The sequence below is a fragment of the Ruegeria sp. MALMAid1280 genome (assembly GCF_049195285.1).
Classification (GTDB): Bacteria; Pseudomonadota; Alphaproteobacteria; order Rhodobacterales; family Rhodobacteraceae; genus Ruegeria.
On record NZ_JBMIRT010000036.1, the window covers coordinates 40,908 to 58,163 of the forward strand.

The 17,256-nt window shown below is 59.5% G+C and carries 21 protein-coding genes and 1 tRNA gene; 5 read left to right on the top strand and 17 right to left on the bottom strand.

Annotated elements, in window-relative coordinates:
* Positions 1-81: 81 nt before the first annotated feature.
* Positions 82-1,602: a trimethylamine methyltransferase family protein gene (locus ACOQFT_RS03065; protein ID WP_421596595.1), complete on the top strand. Its 1,521-nt coding sequence runs from the start codon at positions 82-84 to the stop codon at positions 1,600-1,602.
* Positions 1,603-1,671: 69 nt separating this feature from the next.
* Positions 1,672-2,640: an agmatinase gene (locus ACOQFT_RS03070; protein ID WP_421596596.1), complete on the top strand. Its 969-nt coding sequence runs from the start codon at positions 1,672-1,674 to the stop codon at positions 2,638-2,640.
* Here the strand turns inward: ACOQFT_RS03070 and ACOQFT_RS03075 are convergent.
* The 4 genes from ACOQFT_RS03075 to ACOQFT_RS03090 form a co-directional block, all read right to left on the bottom strand.
* The gene (locus tag ACOQFT_RS03075) at positions 2,637-3,611 is read right to left on the bottom strand and encodes an arginase family protein (protein WP_421596597.1); all 975 of its coding nucleotides are present in this window, start codon (positions 3,609-3,611) and stop codon (positions 2,637-2,639) included. The genes ACOQFT_RS03070 and ACOQFT_RS03075 overlap by 4 nt on opposite strands.
* A gap of 53 nt (positions 3,612-3,664) precedes the next feature.
* Entirely contained in the window at positions 3,665-5,254 is a 1,590-nt protein-coding gene (locus tag ACOQFT_RS03080; protein WP_421596598.1) for an ABC transporter permease, read from the bottom strand.
* Complete coding sequence (locus ACOQFT_RS03085) at positions 5,247-6,284, bottom strand: quaternary amine ABC transporter ATP-binding protein (RefSeq protein WP_421596599.1); 1,038 nt, start codon at positions 6,282-6,284, stop codon at positions 5,247-5,249. Before ACOQFT_RS03085 ends, ACOQFT_RS03080 begins: the two co-directional genes overlap by 8 nt.
* Before the next feature lie 77 nt (positions 6,285-6,361).
* Positions 6,362-7,312: a glycine betaine ABC transporter substrate-binding protein gene (locus ACOQFT_RS03090; RefSeq protein ID WP_421596600.1), complete on the bottom strand. Its 951-nt coding sequence runs from the start codon at positions 7,310-7,312 to the stop codon at positions 6,362-6,364.
* A 259-nt stretch (positions 7,313-7,571) separates the two neighbouring features.
* On the opposite strand from ACOQFT_RS03090, the gene ACOQFT_RS03095 reads away from it, so the two are divergent.
* Positions 7,572-7,778: a hypothetical protein gene (locus tag ACOQFT_RS03095; RefSeq protein WP_421596601.1), complete on the top strand. Its 207-nt coding sequence runs from the start codon at positions 7,572-7,574 to the stop codon at positions 7,776-7,778.
* A 195-nt stretch (positions 7,779-7,973) separates the two neighbouring features.
* Positions 7,974-8,621, top strand: a complete 648-nt coding sequence (locus ACOQFT_RS03100; RefSeq protein WP_421596602.1) for a hypothetical protein — start codon at positions 7,974-7,976, stop codon at positions 8,619-8,621.
* Positions 8,622-8,970: 349 nt separating this feature from the next.
* On the opposite strand, the gene ACOQFT_RS03105 is transcribed toward ACOQFT_RS03100, so the two are convergent.
* From ACOQFT_RS03105 to ACOQFT_RS03130, 6 genes are all read right to left on the bottom strand, one after another.
* A tRNA-Phe gene (locus ACOQFT_RS03105) sits at positions 8,971-9,045 on the bottom strand.
* 79 nt (positions 9,046-9,124) lie between these two features.
* Positions 9,125-9,307, bottom strand: a complete 183-nt coding sequence (locus ACOQFT_RS03110; RefSeq protein ID WP_421596603.1) for a DNA gyrase inhibitor YacG — start codon at positions 9,305-9,307, stop codon at positions 9,125-9,127.
* Positions 9,304-10,326: a ribonuclease E/G gene (locus ACOQFT_RS03115; RefSeq protein WP_421596604.1), complete on the bottom strand. Its 1,023-nt coding sequence runs from the start codon at positions 10,324-10,326 to the stop codon at positions 9,304-9,306. Before ACOQFT_RS03115 ends, ACOQFT_RS03110 begins: the two co-directional genes overlap by 4 nt.
* Positions 10,323-10,901 (bottom strand): Maf family protein, encoded by a 579-nt coding sequence (locus tag ACOQFT_RS03120; RefSeq protein ID WP_421596605.1) that lies wholly within the window; start codon positions 10,899-10,901, stop codon positions 10,323-10,325. The genes ACOQFT_RS03115 and ACOQFT_RS03120 overlap by 4 nt, the downstream gene beginning before the upstream one ends.
* A gap of 11 nt (positions 10,902-10,912) precedes the next feature.
* Positions 10,913-11,131 carry a translation initiation factor IF-1 gene (gene infA / locus ACOQFT_RS03125; protein WP_005978431.1) on the bottom strand — a complete coding sequence of 73 codons (219 nt, stop codon included), beginning with the start codon at positions 11,129-11,131 and terminating at the stop codon, positions 10,913-10,915.
* Positions 11,132-11,220: 89 nt separating this feature from the next.
* Complete coding sequence (locus ACOQFT_RS03130; protein WP_421596606.1) at positions 11,221-12,096, bottom strand: carbon-nitrogen hydrolase family protein; 876 nt, start codon at positions 12,094-12,096, stop codon at positions 11,221-11,223.
* A gap of 149 nt (positions 12,097-12,245) precedes the next feature.
* Here ACOQFT_RS03130 and ACOQFT_RS03135 point away from each other — a divergent pair, with 149 nt between their 5' ends.
* A complete protein-coding gene (locus tag ACOQFT_RS03135) occupies positions 12,246-12,461 on the top strand; it encodes a hypothetical protein (RefSeq protein WP_421596607.1) in 216 nt (71 codons plus the stop codon).
* 14 nt (positions 12,462-12,475) lie between these two features.
* Here ACOQFT_RS03135 and ACOQFT_RS03140 read toward each other — a convergent pair whose 3' ends face one another.
* From ACOQFT_RS03140 to ACOQFT_RS03170, 7 genes are all read right to left on the bottom strand, one after another.
* The gene (locus ACOQFT_RS03140) at positions 12,476-13,075 is read right to left on the bottom strand and encodes a GNAT family N-acetyltransferase (protein ID WP_421596608.1); all 600 of its coding nucleotides are present in this window, start codon (positions 13,073-13,075) and stop codon (positions 12,476-12,478) included.
* The gene (locus tag ACOQFT_RS03145; protein ID WP_421596609.1) at positions 13,068-13,466 is read right to left on the bottom strand and encodes a ketosteroid isomerase-related protein; all 399 of its coding nucleotides are present in this window, start codon (positions 13,464-13,466) and stop codon (positions 13,068-13,070) included. Before ACOQFT_RS03145 ends, ACOQFT_RS03140 begins: the two co-directional genes overlap by 8 nt.
* A gap of 2 nt (positions 13,467-13,468) precedes the next feature.
* On the bottom strand, positions 13,469-13,921 hold the full coding sequence (locus ACOQFT_RS03150) for a low molecular weight phosphatase family protein (protein WP_421596610.1): 453 nt from the start codon (positions 13,919-13,921) through the stop codon (positions 13,469-13,471).
* Positions 13,922-13,924: 3 nt separating this feature from the next.
* Positions 13,925-14,404, bottom strand: a complete 480-nt coding sequence (locus tag ACOQFT_RS03155; RefSeq protein WP_421596611.1) for a UPF0262 family protein — start codon at positions 14,402-14,404, stop codon at positions 13,925-13,927.
* Between the two features lie 69 nt (positions 14,405-14,473).
* Positions 14,474-15,274 (bottom strand): hypothetical protein, encoded by an 801-nt coding sequence (locus ACOQFT_RS03160; protein WP_421596612.1) that lies wholly within the window; start codon positions 15,272-15,274, stop codon positions 14,474-14,476.
* A gap of 122 nt (positions 15,275-15,396) precedes the next feature.
* Positions 15,397-16,698: a histidinol dehydrogenase gene (gene hisD / locus ACOQFT_RS03165; protein ID WP_421596613.1), complete on the bottom strand. Its 1,302-nt coding sequence runs from the start codon at positions 16,696-16,698 to the stop codon at positions 15,397-15,399.
* A 53-nt stretch (positions 16,699-16,751) separates the two neighbouring features.
* Positions 16,752-17,219, bottom strand: coding sequence for a GNAT family N-acetyltransferase (locus tag ACOQFT_RS03170; protein WP_421596614.1), 468 nt, complete (start codon positions 17,217-17,219; stop codon positions 16,752-16,754).
* Positions 17,220-17,256 lie beyond the last annotated feature (37 nt).

A 17,256-nucleotide genomic window follows, 5' to 3' on the forward strand; every position in this document is an offset into this window, starting at 1 on the left:
TTCTGAAATTCGCAGTTCCCCTTTGCCGCGGGGCAGAGTCGCCGCTTAGTGTGCCCGAAGGGAGAGCGGGAAAGGAGCGGCATGTCCTTGGAAGGTGGCAAACGAAGCGGTCGGCAGGCCAGGCACGCCCAGCGCGCGGCCAAACCTGTAGTCGACCCCTGCCCGCCCGGCCAGAAAGGGGGGGCGCTCAATCCTCTGTCCCCAACTGAACTTGAGCAAATCTACGACACCGCCCTGCGCCTGCTCCAGACGCTGGGCATGGGCAATGTGCCCGACCGTTTGGCCGCTGACTTGCGGGCGTCGGGCGCCCAGCCGGGAGAACAGGACCGGCTGGTTTTCCCACGCGAAATGGTGGAACGGTTGATCAGGTCCGCTGCCAAGACATTCACGTTCCACGGCCGCGACGAAACCCGTTCGATCGAGGTTGGCGGTGATCGCGTCTTTTTTGGTACCGGAGGCGCGGCCGTGCAGACGCTGGACCTCGACAGCGGGCTTTACCGGCCGTCCACACTGGTCGATCTGCATGACTTCACCCGATTGCAGGATACGCTGGCCAATGTCAGCTGGTTTACCCGTTGCTGCGTGGCGACCGATGTGCCCGATGTGCGCGATCTGGACATCAACACGGCCTATGCGCTGGTGCGCAACACGACCAAACCGGTGGCCTCCTCGTTCACGCTGGCCGAAAACGTCGCGCCCATTGTCGAAATGCTGGATATCGTGGCCGGGGGACCGGGCGAGTTTGCCAAGCGGCCCTTTCTGAAGGCCCATATCAGCCCGGTTATTTCTCCGCTGCGCTATGGTGAAGATGCGGTGGACGTGGTCTATGAATGCGTTGCCCACAACATTCCCATGTCCTGCATTACCGCAGCGCAGGCCGGGGCCACTGCCCCGGCGACCCTGGCCGGGTTTCTGGCGCAGTCTCTGGCCGAAACGCTGGCCAGCCTTGTCATGGTCAACGCGATCCAGCCCGGTTTTCCGATGGTGTTTTCCAACTGGCCGTTCATCGTGGACCTACGCACGGGGTCCTTTGCCGGGGGCAGCGGGGAAACCGCCATCCTGAACGCCGCCTCGGCGCAGATTACCAACTGGCTGGGCCTGCCCTCGGGCGTGGCCGCGTCGATGACCGACGCCAAAGCCATAGACGCGCAATACGGGGCCGAGAAGGCGATGACCTCTCTGGCCGCCGCGCTGGCCGGGGGCAACCTGATCTATGAAAGCTCGGGCATGACGGCGTCGCTGCTGGGGGCCAGTTTCGAAGCGTTTGTTCTGGACGACGAAATGCACTCTCACACCTATCGGGTCTTGCGAGGGATCGAAGTGACCCAAGAGAATCTGGGCTTTGACGCGATCTGCCAGTCGGTTCTGGGGGACGGCCATTTCCTTGGCAGCACCCATACTTATGAGGCGATGGAGCGGGATTACTTCTACCCTTCCCTCGCCGACAGGAACGAGCCGCGCACATGGGAAGAGGAAGGTGCAATCGACGCGTGGTCCGCCGCGCGCGCAAAGGCCAAAGAGGTTCTGGCCACCCATCACCCGGCATACCTGACACCTGAACAGGACGTCGAAATCCGCAAACGCTTTCGCATCCTGATCTGACGGCGCCGACCCATTCCCAAGTCTCGAAACTGCCACTAGGCTTGCGCCAGAACCAGAAGGGGGAACCACATGACCAATTCGTTTTTTCAACCGGTCTCGGCGATGGAGCTGGCCCGCTTCGCCGGCATCCCCACCTTCATGCGCCTGCCCAGCATGACACTGGATCACGACCGCATTGCCGAGGTTGATCTGGGTCTGGTCGGCATCCCATGGGACGGTGGCACCACCAACCGCCCCGGCGCCCGGCACGGGCCGCGCCAGTTGCGGGATTACTCGACGATGATCCGCGCGATGAACCCGGTGACCGGGGTTGCGCCCTTTTCGCTGCTCAATTGCGCCGATCTGGGGGATGTGGCGCCGAACCCGGTGGATATTCAGGATACGTTGGAGCGGGTGACCAGCTTCTACACTGACCTGACAGCGCGCGGCATCACTCCGCTGACCGCTGGGGGCGACCACCTAACAACTTTGCCCGTCCTGCGCGCACTGGCCAAATCCGGCCCGCTGGGGTTGATCCAGTTCGACAGCCACACCGATCTTTTCGACACCTATTTCGGAGGCCACAAATTCACCCACGGCACCCCCTTCCGCCGCGCGGTCGAGGAAGGGCTGGTGGATCCCAAACGCTTTGTGCAGGTCGGCATTCGCGGCACCGCCTACAACACCGAAGACATAGCATGGGGCGAGGCACAGGGCATCCGCGTCATCCGGATCGAGGAGCTGTTCGACCGCGGTATCAATGACGTGATGGCCGAAGTGCGCAACATCGTTGGCACCGCGCCCACCTATTGCACCTATGACATCGACTTTGTGGACCCGACCTACGCCCCCGGCACCGGCACGCCCGAAATAGGCGGGCCTAACAGCTTTCAGGCGCAGCAGGTCATTCGCCAGATGGCGGGCATCAATCTAGTTGGGGCCGATCTGGTCGAGGTCGCGCCGCCCTTCGATCCCGAGGGCGGCACAGCGTGGCTGGGCATCTCGCTGATGTTCGAACTGCTCTGCGTGTTGGCGCAGGCCGTGGATGCGCGGCGCTAACTGACGTTTTCCGCGATCATCGAGATCATCTCGAACATCACCGCCGCCGCCGTCAGGGCGGTGATGTTGTTCGGGCTGTCCTTGGTGGGCATCATGCAGACGACATCTCCGCCCACGATATTCAGACCCCGCGCAGCCCGCAGAATGCCGACCGCCTCGTCAATGTCGAACCCTTTCTCGCCGGGTTCCAGATTGGACACGGCAGGCGCGACGGTTGGGTCGAGGCAATCCAGATCGAAGGTGATATAGACCGGCCGGTCACCCAGAACCTCGCGCGTCTGCGCCACCACGTCCTTTAGCCCGCGCTGACGGAACTCGCGCATGGTGACGATGTTATAGCCATAGTCATAGGAGGGCTGCAGCCAGTCCAGACTGCGCGGATGCCCCCGCAGTCCGATCTGCATTGAACGCGTCGGGTCGACCTGGCCCTGATCGGCCAGATAGGCTCCCCAATGGGCCGCCGATTTCTTGGCGCCCAGAAAGTGGTCAACTTTGGTGAACACATCCGTATGCGCGTCCAGATGCAGGAAACTGACCGGCTCTCCACCCGCCAGCTTGCCATTGCCCAGCGCCTGCACGATCCCTCCAGTGATCGAATGGTCACCTCCGACAGATACCGGCCGCGCACCTGCCGCGTCGATATCGTTGTAAAAGGCCGTGATGCGTTCGATGCAGTCTTCGTTGTCGTTCGCACGCGGAAACGGCACATCGCCCACATCGGCAATCCGCGCGCTGTTCCACGGATCGATCCCGAACACCGAATGCACCCTGCGCTGCACCGCCGAGACATGGCGCAAGGCGCGGGGGCCCAGATGCTGATCCCGCTCGGTCGTGCCGTTACCGGTTGAATGAGGCACGCCCACCAGCGCGATGTCTTTCCCCTCGGGCCCCTCATTAGGACAGCGGAACAAGGTGGGCACGCCCCACCAATAGAGATTGTCCATCATGGACTGTTCATAGCGATCGGTCATTGACTTCCCCGGTCCAAGAAAAACGCCCCCGGCGGCAACCGGGGGCGTGTGCTTTAGATTTTCTCGTCTTCTCGCCGGAAGGCGCCCTGCACGATCCGGTCGATGACCATCGCGCAGAACAGGATGGCAAATCCACCCAACAGACCCGGACCCTTGGCCGCATATTGCAGCGCCTCAAGGATTTCCTTGCCCAGACCGCCGCCGCCGATCAGCGAGATGATCACCACCATCGACAGACACATCAGGATGGTCTGGTTCACGCCGGTCATGATCGATGGCAGGGCCAGCGGAATCTCCACATCCTTCAGCAACTGCCATTTGGAGGCCCCAAAGGCGACCGCTGCCTCTTTGATGCTTTCCGGTACACCTCGCATCCCCAGCGCGGTCAGGCGGATCACCGGCGGCATCCCAAAGATGATCGTGGCCAGAATGCCCGGCGGGTTACCGGTGCCAAAGAAGGCGATGATCGGGATCAGGTAGACGAAGGCCGGTAGTGTCTGCATCAGGTCCAGCACCGGTTCCGCCGCGCGATAGGCTCGCTGGGATTTGCCGAACCAGATGCCCAGCGGGATGCCGAACACCACACACAGCAACACCGCTGCACCGACCAGGGCTACTGTCTCCATCGCCACATCCCAATAGCCCAACAGGGCGATATAGGCGAGCGAGGACGCGGTGAAGATCGCCACGCGCGGCCCAGCCGCGCGCCACGCGGTCACGCAGATGACAAGCATCACCACCGGCCACGGCGATCCGATCAGAGCGATCGTCAAAGCATCCAGAACCGAGCGGACACCAGCGACAATGCCGTCAAACACATCGCCCCCTGCGGCGGCAGCAGCGTCGATCTGCGCCTCCATCCAATTGGCAAGGTTCGAGAAGATCGTGCCCTCGCCCTCACCCAGTATCAACGCAGACACCTCTTGTTCCGGGAAAGCATCCAGCATCGCCAGCGAGGCATTCACCGTAAACTTGTAGATGATCAGCGGCGCAATCGCGGCCACCAGAACCGCGCCCAGCACCGTGTTCCGCGTCGACCGACCACTTTCCGTACTGGTCGGATCGATCCGCCATTTCGAGTACTGCTTTTCATAGACCCGGTCCGCGTAGAACCCCTGTGCCAGCTTGAACACGAGCAGCATCAGAAGCCCGGTGATCAGGATCCCCGATGCCTCGGCCTGAGCCGCCTGAGCTTGCGCCAGACTGCTGTCTGCCGCCTTTTGGATGTTTTCAGCCAGACGGTTGAATCGGTCGATATCCGCTTGTTCGGTTGCGGCCGCTGCTCGGTCCAACAACTCGTTGGCGCGTGTCTGCTGACGTTCGGCCCGTTCGGCCAGATCGGCACCGGGGTTCCCCCAGGCGCCGCGCCCAATCTGAACCCAGGCGATGATCTCAAGGATCAGGAAGGTCCAGAACATGCCCCAGATCGCCCGAGACGCCGACCAGAACGGCCCCAGCACCGCCGCCCAGACATTGAACGTATTGGGCAATGCGCTGGTGGCATCGTGGATCTTGTGAAACGCGGTGACGTAGTAGTCACCATTCGGACCGACGAATTCGTGAATGGACTGGTCCAGTGCCTCGCGGTCGACCTCGATATCGGAGGCGGCCGTGACTTTCATTTCCATTGCTGCATCAGTCATTTTTGCCTCCCTGAATTCCGCGCAGCAGACGCGGTTTGGTCACGATACCTACGTCGCTGCCGGAATCGGTTATGACGACCGGCATGTCCGTGTTCACGGCCAGATCGATCAGCTGGTCCAGATCCGCGCCCTCATCGGCGCGCGGCGCCCCGTCGAGCGGGCCGGAATAGCTGCCCATCGGCTCCATAATCGAATGCGCCTTGACCAGTTTCAGTTTCGAGATGCCCTGCACGAACTCGCGCACATAATCATCCGCCGGGTTCATGACGATGTCCTCGGGCGTTCCGATCTGCACGATCACCCCGTCTTTCATGATGGCGATGCGGTGGCCGATGCGAATGGCCTCGTCCAGATCGTGGGTGATGAACAGCGTCGTCTTCTGCAACTGCGCCACCAGCGCCTTGAACTGGTCCTGCAGTTGCAGACGGATCAGCGGGTCAAGGGCCGAGAACGGCTCGTCCATCAGCAGGATTTCCGGGTCCGATGCCAGCGCGCGGGCAATCCCGACCCGTTGCTGCATCCCGCCCGACAACTCTTTGGGCAGGCGGTCTTCATAGCCGGTCAGGTCCACCAGACCCAGCGCGTGATCCGAGACCGCCCAGCGCTTGGACTTGGACACTTTGCGAATTTCCAGCGGATAAGCCACGTTATCGCGCACCGAGCGGTGCGGCATCAGCGCCATGTGTTGAAATACCATCCCGATCTGCTGTGCCCGGATGCGACGCAGCTCGGCCTCGGAAATCTGCGACACGTCATGGCCCAGAATCTCGATTTTGCCCGAGGTCGGTTCGATCAGTCGGTTCACGTGCCGCACCAGCGTCGATTTACCCGAACCCGACAGGCCCATGATGCAGAAAATCTCGCCCCGCGGCACATCGAAGGTGGCCCCCTGGACGCCCACGACGCAATTGAATCTTTCCAGAACTTCGGGCTTTCCAATGCCTTCGTTCCGCACGGCATCCATGGCTTCTTCGGCGCGCGCGCCAAATATCTTCCATACATCCGTCAGTTTTACGACTGTTTCGGTCATACCTGTCCCTTTGATGCAAAACAGGCCGCCGGACATGTCCGACGGCCTGTCCGGTTTTCAAATCCGGTTGGCGTCAATCACTGAGACATCCAATCCAGAACAGCATCTTCGTTAGCTGCCACCCATTCCTCGGCATAGGCCGCGGGCTCTTTGCCTTCGATCACCAGCGCATAGGTCATGGCCGAGACCGTGTCGGTGTCCAGTTTCATGTTCGCCAGCAACTGGGCAACTTCGGGGAACTCATCCTCAAGGGATTTTGCATAGTGCAGGTGCAGATATGCCAAGTCCCAGGCCACACCGGCTTCGGATTTCTCAAGCCAATCCGGGTCGTCGGTGGGCTGCAACACGTTCCACTTGGACGCGTCATAGGCCGGCTCTTCCAGAATCTGCATGTCATGCAGGGCAAAGACGTAGTGCGGCGTATAGCAGAACCCGACCCACGGATCGCCCGCCTTGATGGCGTTATCGAGGTTGGCATAAGCCACCGTCTCGTCGATCTCGGTCAACTCCATCACCTGATCATAACCATAGGACTTGGCGCGGATTTTCTCGACATTGGTCGAGGCCCAACCCGGCGCACCGATCCAAACCTCGCCCTGACCGTCGCCATTGCTGTCGAACAGCGCGGCAACGTCGGGGTTGGTCAGGTCTTCGATTGAACGGATGTCGTTGGCATCCGCAGTCGCCTTGTCGACGCACATGCCCTGGAACGCCTCAACACCGTTGGGATTGAAGGCAACAGTACCTTTGTCGGTGACATAGGTATCATGCAGGTTTTTCTGGTTCGGCATCCAGACCTCGGGGTGAACATGCATGGCGCCGGAATCCATCGCCTCGAACACGATCGGATTGGTCCCATTCTGCAGCTCGACCTCAAGCCCGAGGTTCTGTTCGATCGCCACCTTCAGAATATGCGCCGTGGCATTCACCGACGGCCAGTTCGGCACGCCGATCACGATATCTGCAGCCATCGCCGGTGCGGCGACCGCCATCGATGCGCCTCCCAAAAGCGTTGCAAGTTTTTTCATCTGAAATCTCCATGTTGGTTGTCCGTGGTGCTTTTTTATGTCCTGGTTGGACGTTGGCGCACCTTGCGAACATTAGCGGGAACGCAAAACTTCCCCGTTTTCTTGGCCAGCGGCTTGCTGCGCCGGGTTGGCCAGAAAATTGAACCATGCCAGCACGCCGCCCTTCAAGAACTACATGCGACAATCCGTGCTATGCGATATTATCGTAATTTAATTTCGCTTTTTTGCAAATCGAGGCATCTTTTGAAACTCCGCGCCGATGCAGGAGATATGGCCGTCCGCACCCAAAACAGTGCCGGAATACTGGGTCGTTCTGGCAGGAACGGCGATGAAATACGACCCGCACGCCCATGCCCGGCACTATTGGTGGAATGACCGGCTAGGCCCACGCCAGCGGCAAGCGCTGTATGCGATTTGGAACATGTTGAGCGATCTATTTATTCGCCAGTTCTTTGGCATGATATGACAGCCCGAAAACACACCGGCAAAACTATGGCGGGGGCTATGCGGGCCAGTCGTTGAAGCTGTTATTTGAACCCAGCTTCGAGGCCTGTCAGATCCAGTTGCACCAGCCAAGGTCGACATACTTTTAACACATTGATTTAATTGACCTACGACCCAAAATTTGTTTTTCAAGATGTAGGAAAACGAAGGGCATAAGATGGAAACAGTTAAGGCAAAGAAGGCGTTTGAGCTCGAGAAAAAAGACGATCACGCTATTATCCACTTCAAGCCAAGCAACCGCTTTCAAACAGGGCTTACTCAGTTTGTTGGGCTGATTGCAGCTTTGTGGGTATTTGGCGGATGGATACCAGGCTTTCTTTTCGCGGTTACAAAAAAACCATATGGCGGAACTTCATATAACTGGCCAATTTTCTGGGCCGTTTGGATCATACCTGTCATCGCATTGCTCATTTGGGGCGCAAAAGTCTGGAACAACCGAACTCAGAGAGGCTCTCCAGCCTCAACAATTATTCTGCACCGAGACAGAATTGACGCCCCCGGCTGGCCCAAGCACACCTCATATGACCGCGCGGATTTGGAGACGATCTATTCCCAAGCGCCCGACACCTCTTTCACTTACAAAACTGGAAGATACACCTCTGACTACAAATCAAAAAAGCAGGCTGCTGAAAAGGAAGGTAAGATCGGCTTTTCAGTAACTGCCGACTATGGCGCGGAAAGGATTTCAATTGTGCACGAATGTCTGACCGAACAGCAGGCAGTCAGCATCAGAGACTTAATTGCTGAATGGAGAAACGATCCGTCATCGGTGATTGAAAACGAACATAATCTGTCGGCCGCTTAACTCTTTACTAGCGATTTTCAGCAAGACCGGGGCGAAAGTAACACCTCGGTCTTTTTCGCATCCGAGCAGCGCTAGAACGAGGCAACACACTTTACGGTCGGACACTACCCTTCCAGTTGAGCTAAGTGCAATTTTGCAGTCTTGTTCTTTTCCATAGCCTGTTACCCAACGCGCAACCCTGATTTGTTTCCGGGAAATCCCGCCAAACTGTCCGAAAGCCGCCACCGCGGCCATACTAGCCGCTCGAAGCAGTAGTTGCCGTTCTTTTTGAACGAAAAGGGGCCCAAATTTTCATGTGCACGCAGTTTTCACAAAAATTAAGGGCAATCAATGGGTTCGCATGAGAACGTGGTGCCCGGGGGCGGAATCGAACCACCGACACGAGGATTTTCAATCCACTGCTCTACCCCTGAGCTACCCGGGCACGGGAACGATGTTTATCGTTGGGTGGAGGCCTTCTATGACTTGCCACAGGCAGTGTCCAGAGGCTTTTTGACATTTTTTCAATGTGGGCGCGATTGCTCTGTTTCACCTTCGGTGACATCTGCATCCAGATCCTCTTCGCGCTGCGACGGAACGGCATATGACCCGTTCAGCCACTTGGCCAAATCGACGTCAGCGCAGCGTTTGGAACAGAACGGGCGGAATCTGATCACCGTGTCTTCGCCACAGATCGGACAGCTCATTTCAGCACCTCAGTCAGGGGAATACGGCCACGTTTGCGCTGCAGTTCATAGTGACCCAGCGGGGTCCAACCGGCCAGAGTGGTCTCGATCCCATCCGCCTTGAACGCAGCGCGCAGGGTCGATTCAAATCCCCGGCGGTCTTTCTTAGGCATGGGAGCAAGATCCAGGGTGATTTGCCCGCCGAGACCGCGCACGCGCAGCGCGCGGGGCAGCGCCTTGGCACAGGCAAAGTTAACCTTGGTACCGGCGGCCATAGACGTATCGGAGCCGGTGTTCACATCCACGGCGACCAGCGCGCGTGTGGGCTGGACATAGAGATGCCCTCCGCCCGGCAGCGGCTCGGAAATTCCGCGCGCCACGTCCAGAGCATCCAGTACACCATGCGACTCGAACCCTCCGGCTTGGGTCACGACCTCTGCCGGGTCGGTCCAGTCACGCCAGGCCAGAACGTGGGGGCCGTCCCCTTCCAGCAGCAGTTCGGGCTCGGTTCCGGGATCGTTCATTACCTGATCGGCATGGGCCAGCATGGCGCTAATATCTTCAGCGATCTCGCCCGCGTCCTCTCCCGCGCAACAGGACCGCAGGATCAGACCATAATCGCTGCCCTCCATGCACTCATGCGCGATCTCGAGCAGGCGGTCGCGTTCGTCCTCATCGCGGATGGAACGCGAGATATTCAGGCCCGGTGCATCGGGTGTGACAATCGCATAGCGACTTTTGAACAGGATCCGGTCGGTTACAGGCAGCGCCTTGCCCGGCTCGGCGTAACCCGTCACCTGCACCAGCATCAGCGCACCGGGGGCAAGCCCCTTGACCTGCCGCAGGAAGGCCGGGCCATCGGGTGTTGTCAGGAACATGCCGCCCTGCCCTTTCACAGGGCGGTCGGCACGGGCGCGATAGATCGTACCCGGCGCGGGCGCGTCTGCGGCAATCAGGAAATCATCCAGTTTCCCGTCTACCATTAAAGCAGCGGCTTCGCGGTTGTCGATGTGGTCCAGAACGATGGTGCGACCCTTCATGATGCCTCACGATACAGGGGATAGCCGATGCCTTGCAAAAGGGCGGCTGTTTCGGAAAGGGGTAGACCGACGATGCCGGTGAACGAACCCGAAATCCACGGGATGAACGCGCCAGCCGGACCTTGGATGGCATAGGCGCCTGCCTTGCCTTGCCAATCACCGGTGGCCAGATAAGCGTTGATCTCTACGTCCGACAGGCGTTTGACCTTGACCTGAGAAACCACGTCGCGCTGCAGCACCCGGTCTCCGCGCCGCACAGCGACCGAGGTGATCACACGGTGCCGCCGACCGGACAGAGCGTGCAGGAATTCAGCCGCTTGCCCTGCGTCTTCGGGCTTGCCCAGAATGCGACGGCCCAGCGCCACAGTGGTATCTGCACAGAGGGTGATATCGTCATTACCCGCCTGAACCGCCTGCACTTTTTCCCGCGTGATGCGGCTGCAATAGGGCAACGGCAACTCGCCCTTCAGGGGCGTTTCGTCGATGTCGGGGGCGCGGATGGCATCGGGCTGCACGCCAAGCTGGGACAGCAGGTCCAGCCGCCTTGGGCTGCCCGATCCTAAGATAAACGCCATTGCGGCAGGCGTTACTTGAAGCGGTAGTTGATCCGACCCTTGGTCAGATCATAGGGGGTCATCTCGACCTGAACCTTGTCGCCGGCCAGAACGCGGATGCGGTTCTTGCGCATCTTGCCTGCCGTATGTGCGATGATCTCATGGCCGTTTTCCAGCTCGACCCGAAACGTCGCATTAGGCAGGAGTTCCTTCACGACACCGGGAAATTCGAGCGTATCTTCCTTGGCCATGTTGTCTCCATCATTACGTTGCACTCGCAGAATCTGCGGGGATGCGCCTAGATGAGCCTAATTTTACCCTATTTCAAGGGCGGAATCACCTAAAGGCGCGATATTGTGACTGAATCGACTCGGGGCGCCTGCTCTTCCCAGTGGGTGCGGTTCAGGACATTTCCGTCGGCGCGGACTTCGGCAATGGCCGACTGATCGATCTCAGCATAGGTCCAACCGGGCCGGTTCAGAGGTCCCTCGGACAGCACGCCTGTCGCTGGGAAGCCTTTATCCGGCGGACCGAAAATGCCGCCAGTGCCGGTGTTCATGTCCACCGCCTCGGACCAGTTATTGTTGCCAACCAAGGACGCCATCACCGTAACGCATTGATTTTCCAGCGCCCGTGACATCGCACCGATCCGGACGCGCCAATAGCCTGCCAGTGCCTCGGTACAGGAGGGGACGAGGATCAGGTCGGCCTCGTGCAGGGCGCGGCCCAACAGGGGAAACTCGCTGTCATAGCAGATCAGAACGCCGATTTTGCCCAAGGCGGTATCGAACAGTTTCAGCGGACCGCCGGGTGCGATATCCCAATCCTCGCGCTCGAACCGGGTCATGATCTGTTTGTCCTGATGATCCTGCCGGCCATCGGGGGCATAGAACGCAGCGCGATTTACCGGGCGACCCGGGCCATCCACGACCGGAGCCGATGCGCCCAAAATGTACGTGTTATATTCCCGCGCAAGACGCTGATGCAGGGCCTGAGCATCCTCCATCCGATCTGACACCGCACGGATCGAGCGTTCCAGATCACCGGCCACCTCAGCGCCATCGAGCGTGGAAAGCTCCATCGCACCGTATTCCGGGAACACCAGAAGCTCGGCCCCTTGCCCGGCGGCGTCCGAGACCCAGCGGTTCAGCTTGTCCTCATACTGTGCCCAGCTATCGAGCCAGTCGAGGTCATAGGCGGCGGTTGCGACTTTCATTTCGCGGGCTCCTCAGGCCTGGATTGGCGGGAGATTAATTGAGCATGTCTCGAACTGTACAGATTCATTGTTCGTCCCCGACCTCATCGACGGAAAAGTGAATTGGCAGAACACACCCGAAATGTTTCAATGCGACTGCGAGGAAGGCCATGAAAAACCCGGAAAGCTTCGAAAAGTTCTATTTCGCCAAAGTTGGCATGGGCGAAGCCTGTGGCTGTGCGGAACGCGTTATCGACGCATTCGAATTCAATCGAAAGGGCGGCGCACAGACCAAAAAGCCAGTGAAACAGGAAAAGCGCAAAATCCGGTCCCTCAGAGGGTGGGCCGTCAAATACGGTCTGCTCAGCCGAAAGCGACAGGCTTGAAACGCTAGCACGGGCTACGTCGACAAATCCCGAATCCAGAACTGCAACGGTTTCTGGGTTTCATCCTCTTGCTCGAGATCCTTCCACGAAAACTGCGCCACCGCACCCGGCAGAGGCGCATAGCCCCGCGCGCGCCAGAAGGCATCCAGCGACCGGTAATTCTCTGGTCGCATTGGGTGATCCGTCGGGCGTTGCACGCTGCAGAAAGCGCATTTGCTGAACCCCATCGCGCGGGCATGCCCTTCGCGCAGGTCGAAGAATTTGTGGCCAACACCCTGCCCCCGATAGTCCGACAGCAGTACGGATTCGGCGCAGTAGAAGATTTCGGACAGATCCAGCCCGGACCCATCGAAGGCCGCGGCAAAATCATCGGCGTGTTCGGTCAAAGGTGCCCCGGTCGAGGCCCCGATCAGGCGGTCGCCGTCAAAGGCACCGACCACAATCGCCTTGTCGCTGTCGCGGTAGGATTGCAGGTACTTGCGTTCATAGTCCAGGTCACCGTCATACAGATACGGCCACGCCCGAAACACTTCGATCCGCAGACGTGCCACGTCATCCAGAGCGGCCTCAAGCGCCGCTCCGGTCAGGGGGCGGACGGCAGTGACCTCAGCCATTCGAGACCTGCTTGGTCCAGTCGGCGAGGTTGTAGAAGGTGGTGACGCGGGTGATCTTGCCGTCCTTCAGGTCAAAAAACGACCCTGCGGGCAGACGGTAGGTCTGGCCATGCGCTTGCGGAAGGCCCTCGTCGGTTTCCAGATAAGTGCCGTTGACGATGAACTCGGCCGCGGCGCGGGTGCCGCCTTGGGCGTCGAACACCACGATATCGGTCAGGTTCTCGCGGTAGCAGCGGTTCATGTGATCGCAGAAGGCGGCGAATTTCTCTTTGCCGACACGGATCTGGCCTTCGTTTACATGATGGGCCACGTCATCGGACAGGCAGGCCAGCATGCCATCCACATCGCCCGCGTTGAAAGCCTCGAAATAGGTCTTGACGGTCTGGTTCATGGTCACTCCGTTGGTTCGCCCCAGCGTTCTCTCAGATGCCCGATGATCTGATCGCGGGTCTGTCGGTAGTGATGTAGCTTTTCTTCGCGATTCTCGCCCAGCCCGGTAGGGTCCATTATTGGCCAATAATCGACATCCAGGTGAAAAATCCGGGTCAGTTCCAGCGCTTTTCGCTGACTTGCGGGCGACAGGGCAACCACCAGGTCAAAGGAACTGAGGTCATCGCCCCATTCCTGCATCTCATCAAAGGACCGCGAGCGATGACGGGACAGCTCGACGCCGATCTCGTGACAAACGGAAATGCAAAACCCGTCGATCTCAAGGTCGTTATGGACGCCGGCGGACTGAACATAGGTGCCGGTACCATAGAATTTCTTCATGATGCCTTCGGCCATCGGAGACCGGACCGAGTTGTGGTCGCAACAAAACAGGACCGACTGCGGCAGAGGCGTCACCCGTCAGCCCCCGAAGTGCAGCACGCAGATCAGCGTGAACAGGCGGCGGGCGGTGTCGGTATCGATATCCGCTTTTCCTTCCAGCCGCTCCTGCAGCACGCGACTGCCTTCATTGTGGATGCCCCGCCGGGCCATATCGATGGTTTCAATCTGGCTGGGCGGCAGGGTCTTGACCGCGTTGAAATAGCTTTCGCAAATCTGGAAATAGTCTTTGACCACCTGTTTGAACGGCCCCAGCGACAGGTGGAATTCGGCCGCTTTCTCCTCGGCCTCGGTGGCGACATCGAACACCAGCCGCTTGTCCCGGATCGACAGCTGGACGTGATAAGGCCCTTCGGGCACCTCGCGCTCGTCCCGCTGGGGCAGCGCAAAACGGTTGTCTTCCAGCAGGTCATAGATGGCAACCTTGCGCTCCTGCTCGATCTCGGGGGTCGGCGGGGGCAGGTTTCGGTCATCCAGTTCGATATGCGAAATGCGGGTCATTTGCGTCAGGTCCGTTCGGGTCGAGACAGACTTATCGCAACTGAAAACCATGAACAACGCGGGAATAACCTAAATCGGGTGCATATTCGGATCGATCTGGTGCTTTCGCAACAAGTGATCCACCAGCGCGCCACGGTTCAGGCTTTGAGCATCAGCAAATATTTTTCGAAACCACGATCCATGAAAGTGGATCGACATCTTGTTCTGCCAATCCAGGAAATCCAGCTTGGACATGTCCGGGTCATTCCAAAGATGCCGGAATCGTGGAGGCAAAGCATACAATTCCGCGCGTGGGACCCCTCGTGACATTTCACCGCTCTGGCTAATGAAGTAATACAGCATAGGCGGCCCCAGGCTGAACAGGGGCAAGCTCCAATACGTGGATTTTCCATATAGCTTCAGATAGGCCTGTTTGTGCGCGTCCGGCCACCAAGGTGGTACCAGATCACTGTCAAAAGCAAAATCGCACATGGCCTGAAGCGAAGGGCTGTCGTTTGGAAAGGCCATGACGCTGTTGATCAGTCGCTGGTTCTTTTTGTTTCCAAGCGGGAAAAGGTAGCCGTCCTTTGCTGTCAGTGGGCGAAGGGCATAGATGTCCGCATCCACCCAGATATAGTCGGTTTTCTGAAGCAGTTTCAGCCGGAACAAGTCTGCGTGCACCGCCACGGATCGATTGATCGGATCGCGGTAAATCTCTGGCGCATCGTATATTTCTCGGGCGTCCCGGACATCGATATAGTCCGGAATATCCTCAAGGTCCCCATAGTGGTAGACGATCAGCTTTTGATCGACATCCGCAAAGGATTTCAGGCACAGGTGCTCAAGAAAACTGAACCTCTTGCCGATCCAGAGGGTTGCCACGCGCTCCAAGTTCAACTCCTTCCACCAGATTGCCCCTGCGACTGCGCCGCAGGTCGGCGATACGGTTCAAGCCTTTTAGGCGCGCCAGACATCAGATTGAAGGATGCTGTGGCCGGCAGGCCATATGTGGTTCAGCCATTCAAACGTTTAAGCCGCGCAGTGACCGACAGGCCATGCGCTTCCAGGCTTTCCGACTGGGCCAGTTGCTCGGCTGCGGGTCCAATCGACCGCAGCGCTTCCGGCGTCATCTGGCTGAGCGTGGTGCGTTTGAGGAAATCCATCACGCTGAGGCCCGAGGAAAAACGGGCAGATCGCGCTGTGGGCAGCACATGGTTGGGGCCGCCGACATAATCACCAATAGCCTCGGGTGTGTACTGACCCAAAAAGATCGCGCCCGCGTGGACGGTTTGCTGGCTGAGCGCAACCGGGTCGGCGACGCACAGCTCAAGGTGTTCCGGGGCGATGCGGTTGGACAGTGCCGCGGCCTCGTCCAGATCGCGCACGGTGATCACCGCGCCAAAGTCACGCCAGCTGGCCCCGGCGATCACGCGGCGTTGCAGCGTTTCCAGACGTAATTTGACGGCCTCTGCCACCGCCTGCCCAAATCCGGCGTCATCGGTGATCAGGATCGATTGCGCGCTTTCGTCATGCTCGGACTGGCTCAGCAGATCCAGCGCGATCCAGTCGGGATCGTTGTCCTTGTCCGCGATCACCAGGATTTCAGACGGCCCGGCAATCATATCGATGCCCACCTTGCCGAAAACCCGGCGCTTGGCAGCGGCGACAAAGGCGTTGCCGGGGCCGGTGATCTTGTCCACCGGCGCGATGGTGTCGGTGCCATAGGCCAGCGCCGCAATCGCCTGCGCGCCACCGATGCGATAGATCGTATCCACGCCCGACAACTGCGCCGCCAGCAGGACCAGAGGGTTCACCTGCCCGTCCGGCGTCGGCACCGCAATGGCCAGCCGCTCGACCCCCGCCACTTTGGCCGGGATCGCATTCATCAAGACCGATGACGGGTAAGAGGCCAAACCGCCCGGCACATAAAGCCCTGCGGCTGAGACCGCCGACCAGCGCCATCCCAGGGTCGCCCCGGCGGCATCGGTCCACTGATGATCCTCGGGCATCTGCTTTTCGTGATAGGCCCGGATGCGTTCGGCCGCCAGTTCCAGCGCCGCACGGTCCGCGTCCGAGACCTGAGCGACTGCCCCGGCAATCTCATCGGCGGAAAAGGCCAGTGTCTCAGACGTCAGTTCCAGCCGGTCGAATCTGGCGGTCAGTTCAATCACTGCCGCATCACCGCGCGAACGAACATCCTCAATGATCTGCGCCACGGTGGCGTCCACATCGGGGCTGTCCTCTCGCTTGGCCGACAACAGCGCCTGAAAGGCGGTTTCGAACTCGGTAGACGAGGAATCGAGGAAAACGGGCATGGTCTGGCTCTCCGGGGCGTTTGACCGGGACATATCGCCGGGATGGGCTGGCCTCAACCCTTCTCGGCAGGGTGCAGCGATTTGCGCATGGCGAAACAGGAAACGTCGCCACGCGCACCGCATTGTCCGGTGGGCTGCCAGCCATGTCGCCGATAAAACACCTGCGCTGTTTGCGTTGCCTCAAGCCGAGCTTCTGTATGGCCCGAAGCGATCAATTCCTGTTCCAGCCGGTGCAGCAAGGCTGACCCGATGCCATGCCCGGCGTGATCCGGATCGATATAGAGCAGCGTGATCTCATTGTCGCGCAGGCCACTCACGGCGGCCACCTGCCCTGCACATTCGGCCAGCCAGATCTGCGCTCCGTCCTTGATCCAGCCCCGGATCGTCTCCGGGTCCTTGTTTGCCGTCCATTTCGCGATGGCCTGCGGGTCACCCCGGTGATCGGCCTGACACAGCTGGGTGATTGAGCGGATCAGAACCCGGCTCAGATCGAACACGTCGAACACGGTCGCGCGACGCACCTCCAGACCAGCCGGAGACCCCGAGAACGCTTGCGAT

Bases quoted from the DNA above. Each gene is read 5' to 3' on its own strand.
- ACOQFT_RS03110 (WP_421596603.1), bottom strand. From the start codon at position 9,307: ATGAGCTGTCCGATCTGTGGCGAAGACACGGTGATCAGATTCCGCCCG.
- ACOQFT_RS03155 (WP_421596611.1), bottom strand. From the start codon at position 14,404: ATGACCCGCATTTCGCATATCGAACTGGATGACCGAAACCTGCCCCCG.
- ACOQFT_RS03075 (WP_421596597.1), bottom strand. From the start codon at position 3,611: ATGACCGATCGCTATGAACAGTCCATGATGGACAATCTCTATTGGTGG.
- ACOQFT_RS03140 (WP_421596608.1), bottom strand. From the start codon at position 13,075: ATGGCTGAGGTCACTGCCGTCCGCCCCCTGACCGGAGCGGCGCTTGAG.
- infA (WP_005978431.1), bottom strand. From the start codon at position 11,131: ATGGCCAAGGAAGATACGCTCGAATTTCCCGGTGTCGTGAAGGAACTC.
- ACOQFT_RS03115 (WP_421596604.1), bottom strand. From the start codon at position 10,326: ATGAAGGGTCGCACCATCGTTCTGGACCACATCGACAACCGCGAAGCC.
- ACOQFT_RS03130 (WP_421596606.1), bottom strand. From the start codon at position 12,096: ATGAAAGTCGCAACCGCCGCCTATGACCTCGACTGGCTCGATAGCTGG.
- ACOQFT_RS03070 (WP_421596596.1), top strand. From the start codon at position 1,672: ATGACCAATTCGTTTTTTCAACCGGTCTCGGCGATGGAGCTGGCCCGC.
- ACOQFT_RS03120 (WP_421596605.1), bottom strand. From the start codon at position 10,901: ATGGCGTTTATCTTAGGATCGGGCAGCCCAAGGCGGCTGGACCTGCTG.
- ACOQFT_RS03085 (WP_421596599.1), bottom strand. From the start codon at position 6,284: ATGACCGAAACAGTCGTAAAACTGACGGATGTATGGAAGATATTTGGC.
- ACOQFT_RS03100 (WP_421596602.1), top strand. From the start codon at position 7,974: ATGGAAACAGTTAAGGCAAAGAAGGCGTTTGAGCTCGAGAAAAAAGAC.
- ACOQFT_RS03065 (WP_421596595.1), top strand. From the start codon at position 82: ATGTCCTTGGAAGGTGGCAAACGAAGCGGTCGGCAGGCCAGGCACGCC.
- ACOQFT_RS03135 (WP_421596607.1), top strand. From the start codon at position 12,246: ATGAAAAACCCGGAAAGCTTCGAAAAGTTCTATTTCGCCAAAGTTGGC.
- ACOQFT_RS03080 (WP_421596598.1), bottom strand. From the start codon at position 5,254: ATGACTGATGCAGCAATGGAAATGAAAGTCACGGCCGCCTCCGATATC.
- hisD (WP_421596613.1), bottom strand. From the start codon at position 16,698: ATGCCCGTTTTCCTCGATTCCTCGTCTACCGAGTTCGAAACCGCCTTT.
- ACOQFT_RS03090 (WP_421596600.1), bottom strand. From the start codon at position 7,312: ATGAAAAAACTTGCAACGCTTTTGGGAGGCGCATCGATGGCGGTCGCC.
- ACOQFT_RS03095 (WP_421596601.1), top strand. From the start codon at position 7,572: ATGCAGGAGATATGGCCGTCCGCACCCAAAACAGTGCCGGAATACTGG.
- ACOQFT_RS03145 (WP_421596609.1), bottom strand. From the start codon at position 13,466: ATGAACCAGACCGTCAAGACCTATTTCGAGGCTTTCAACGCGGGCGAT.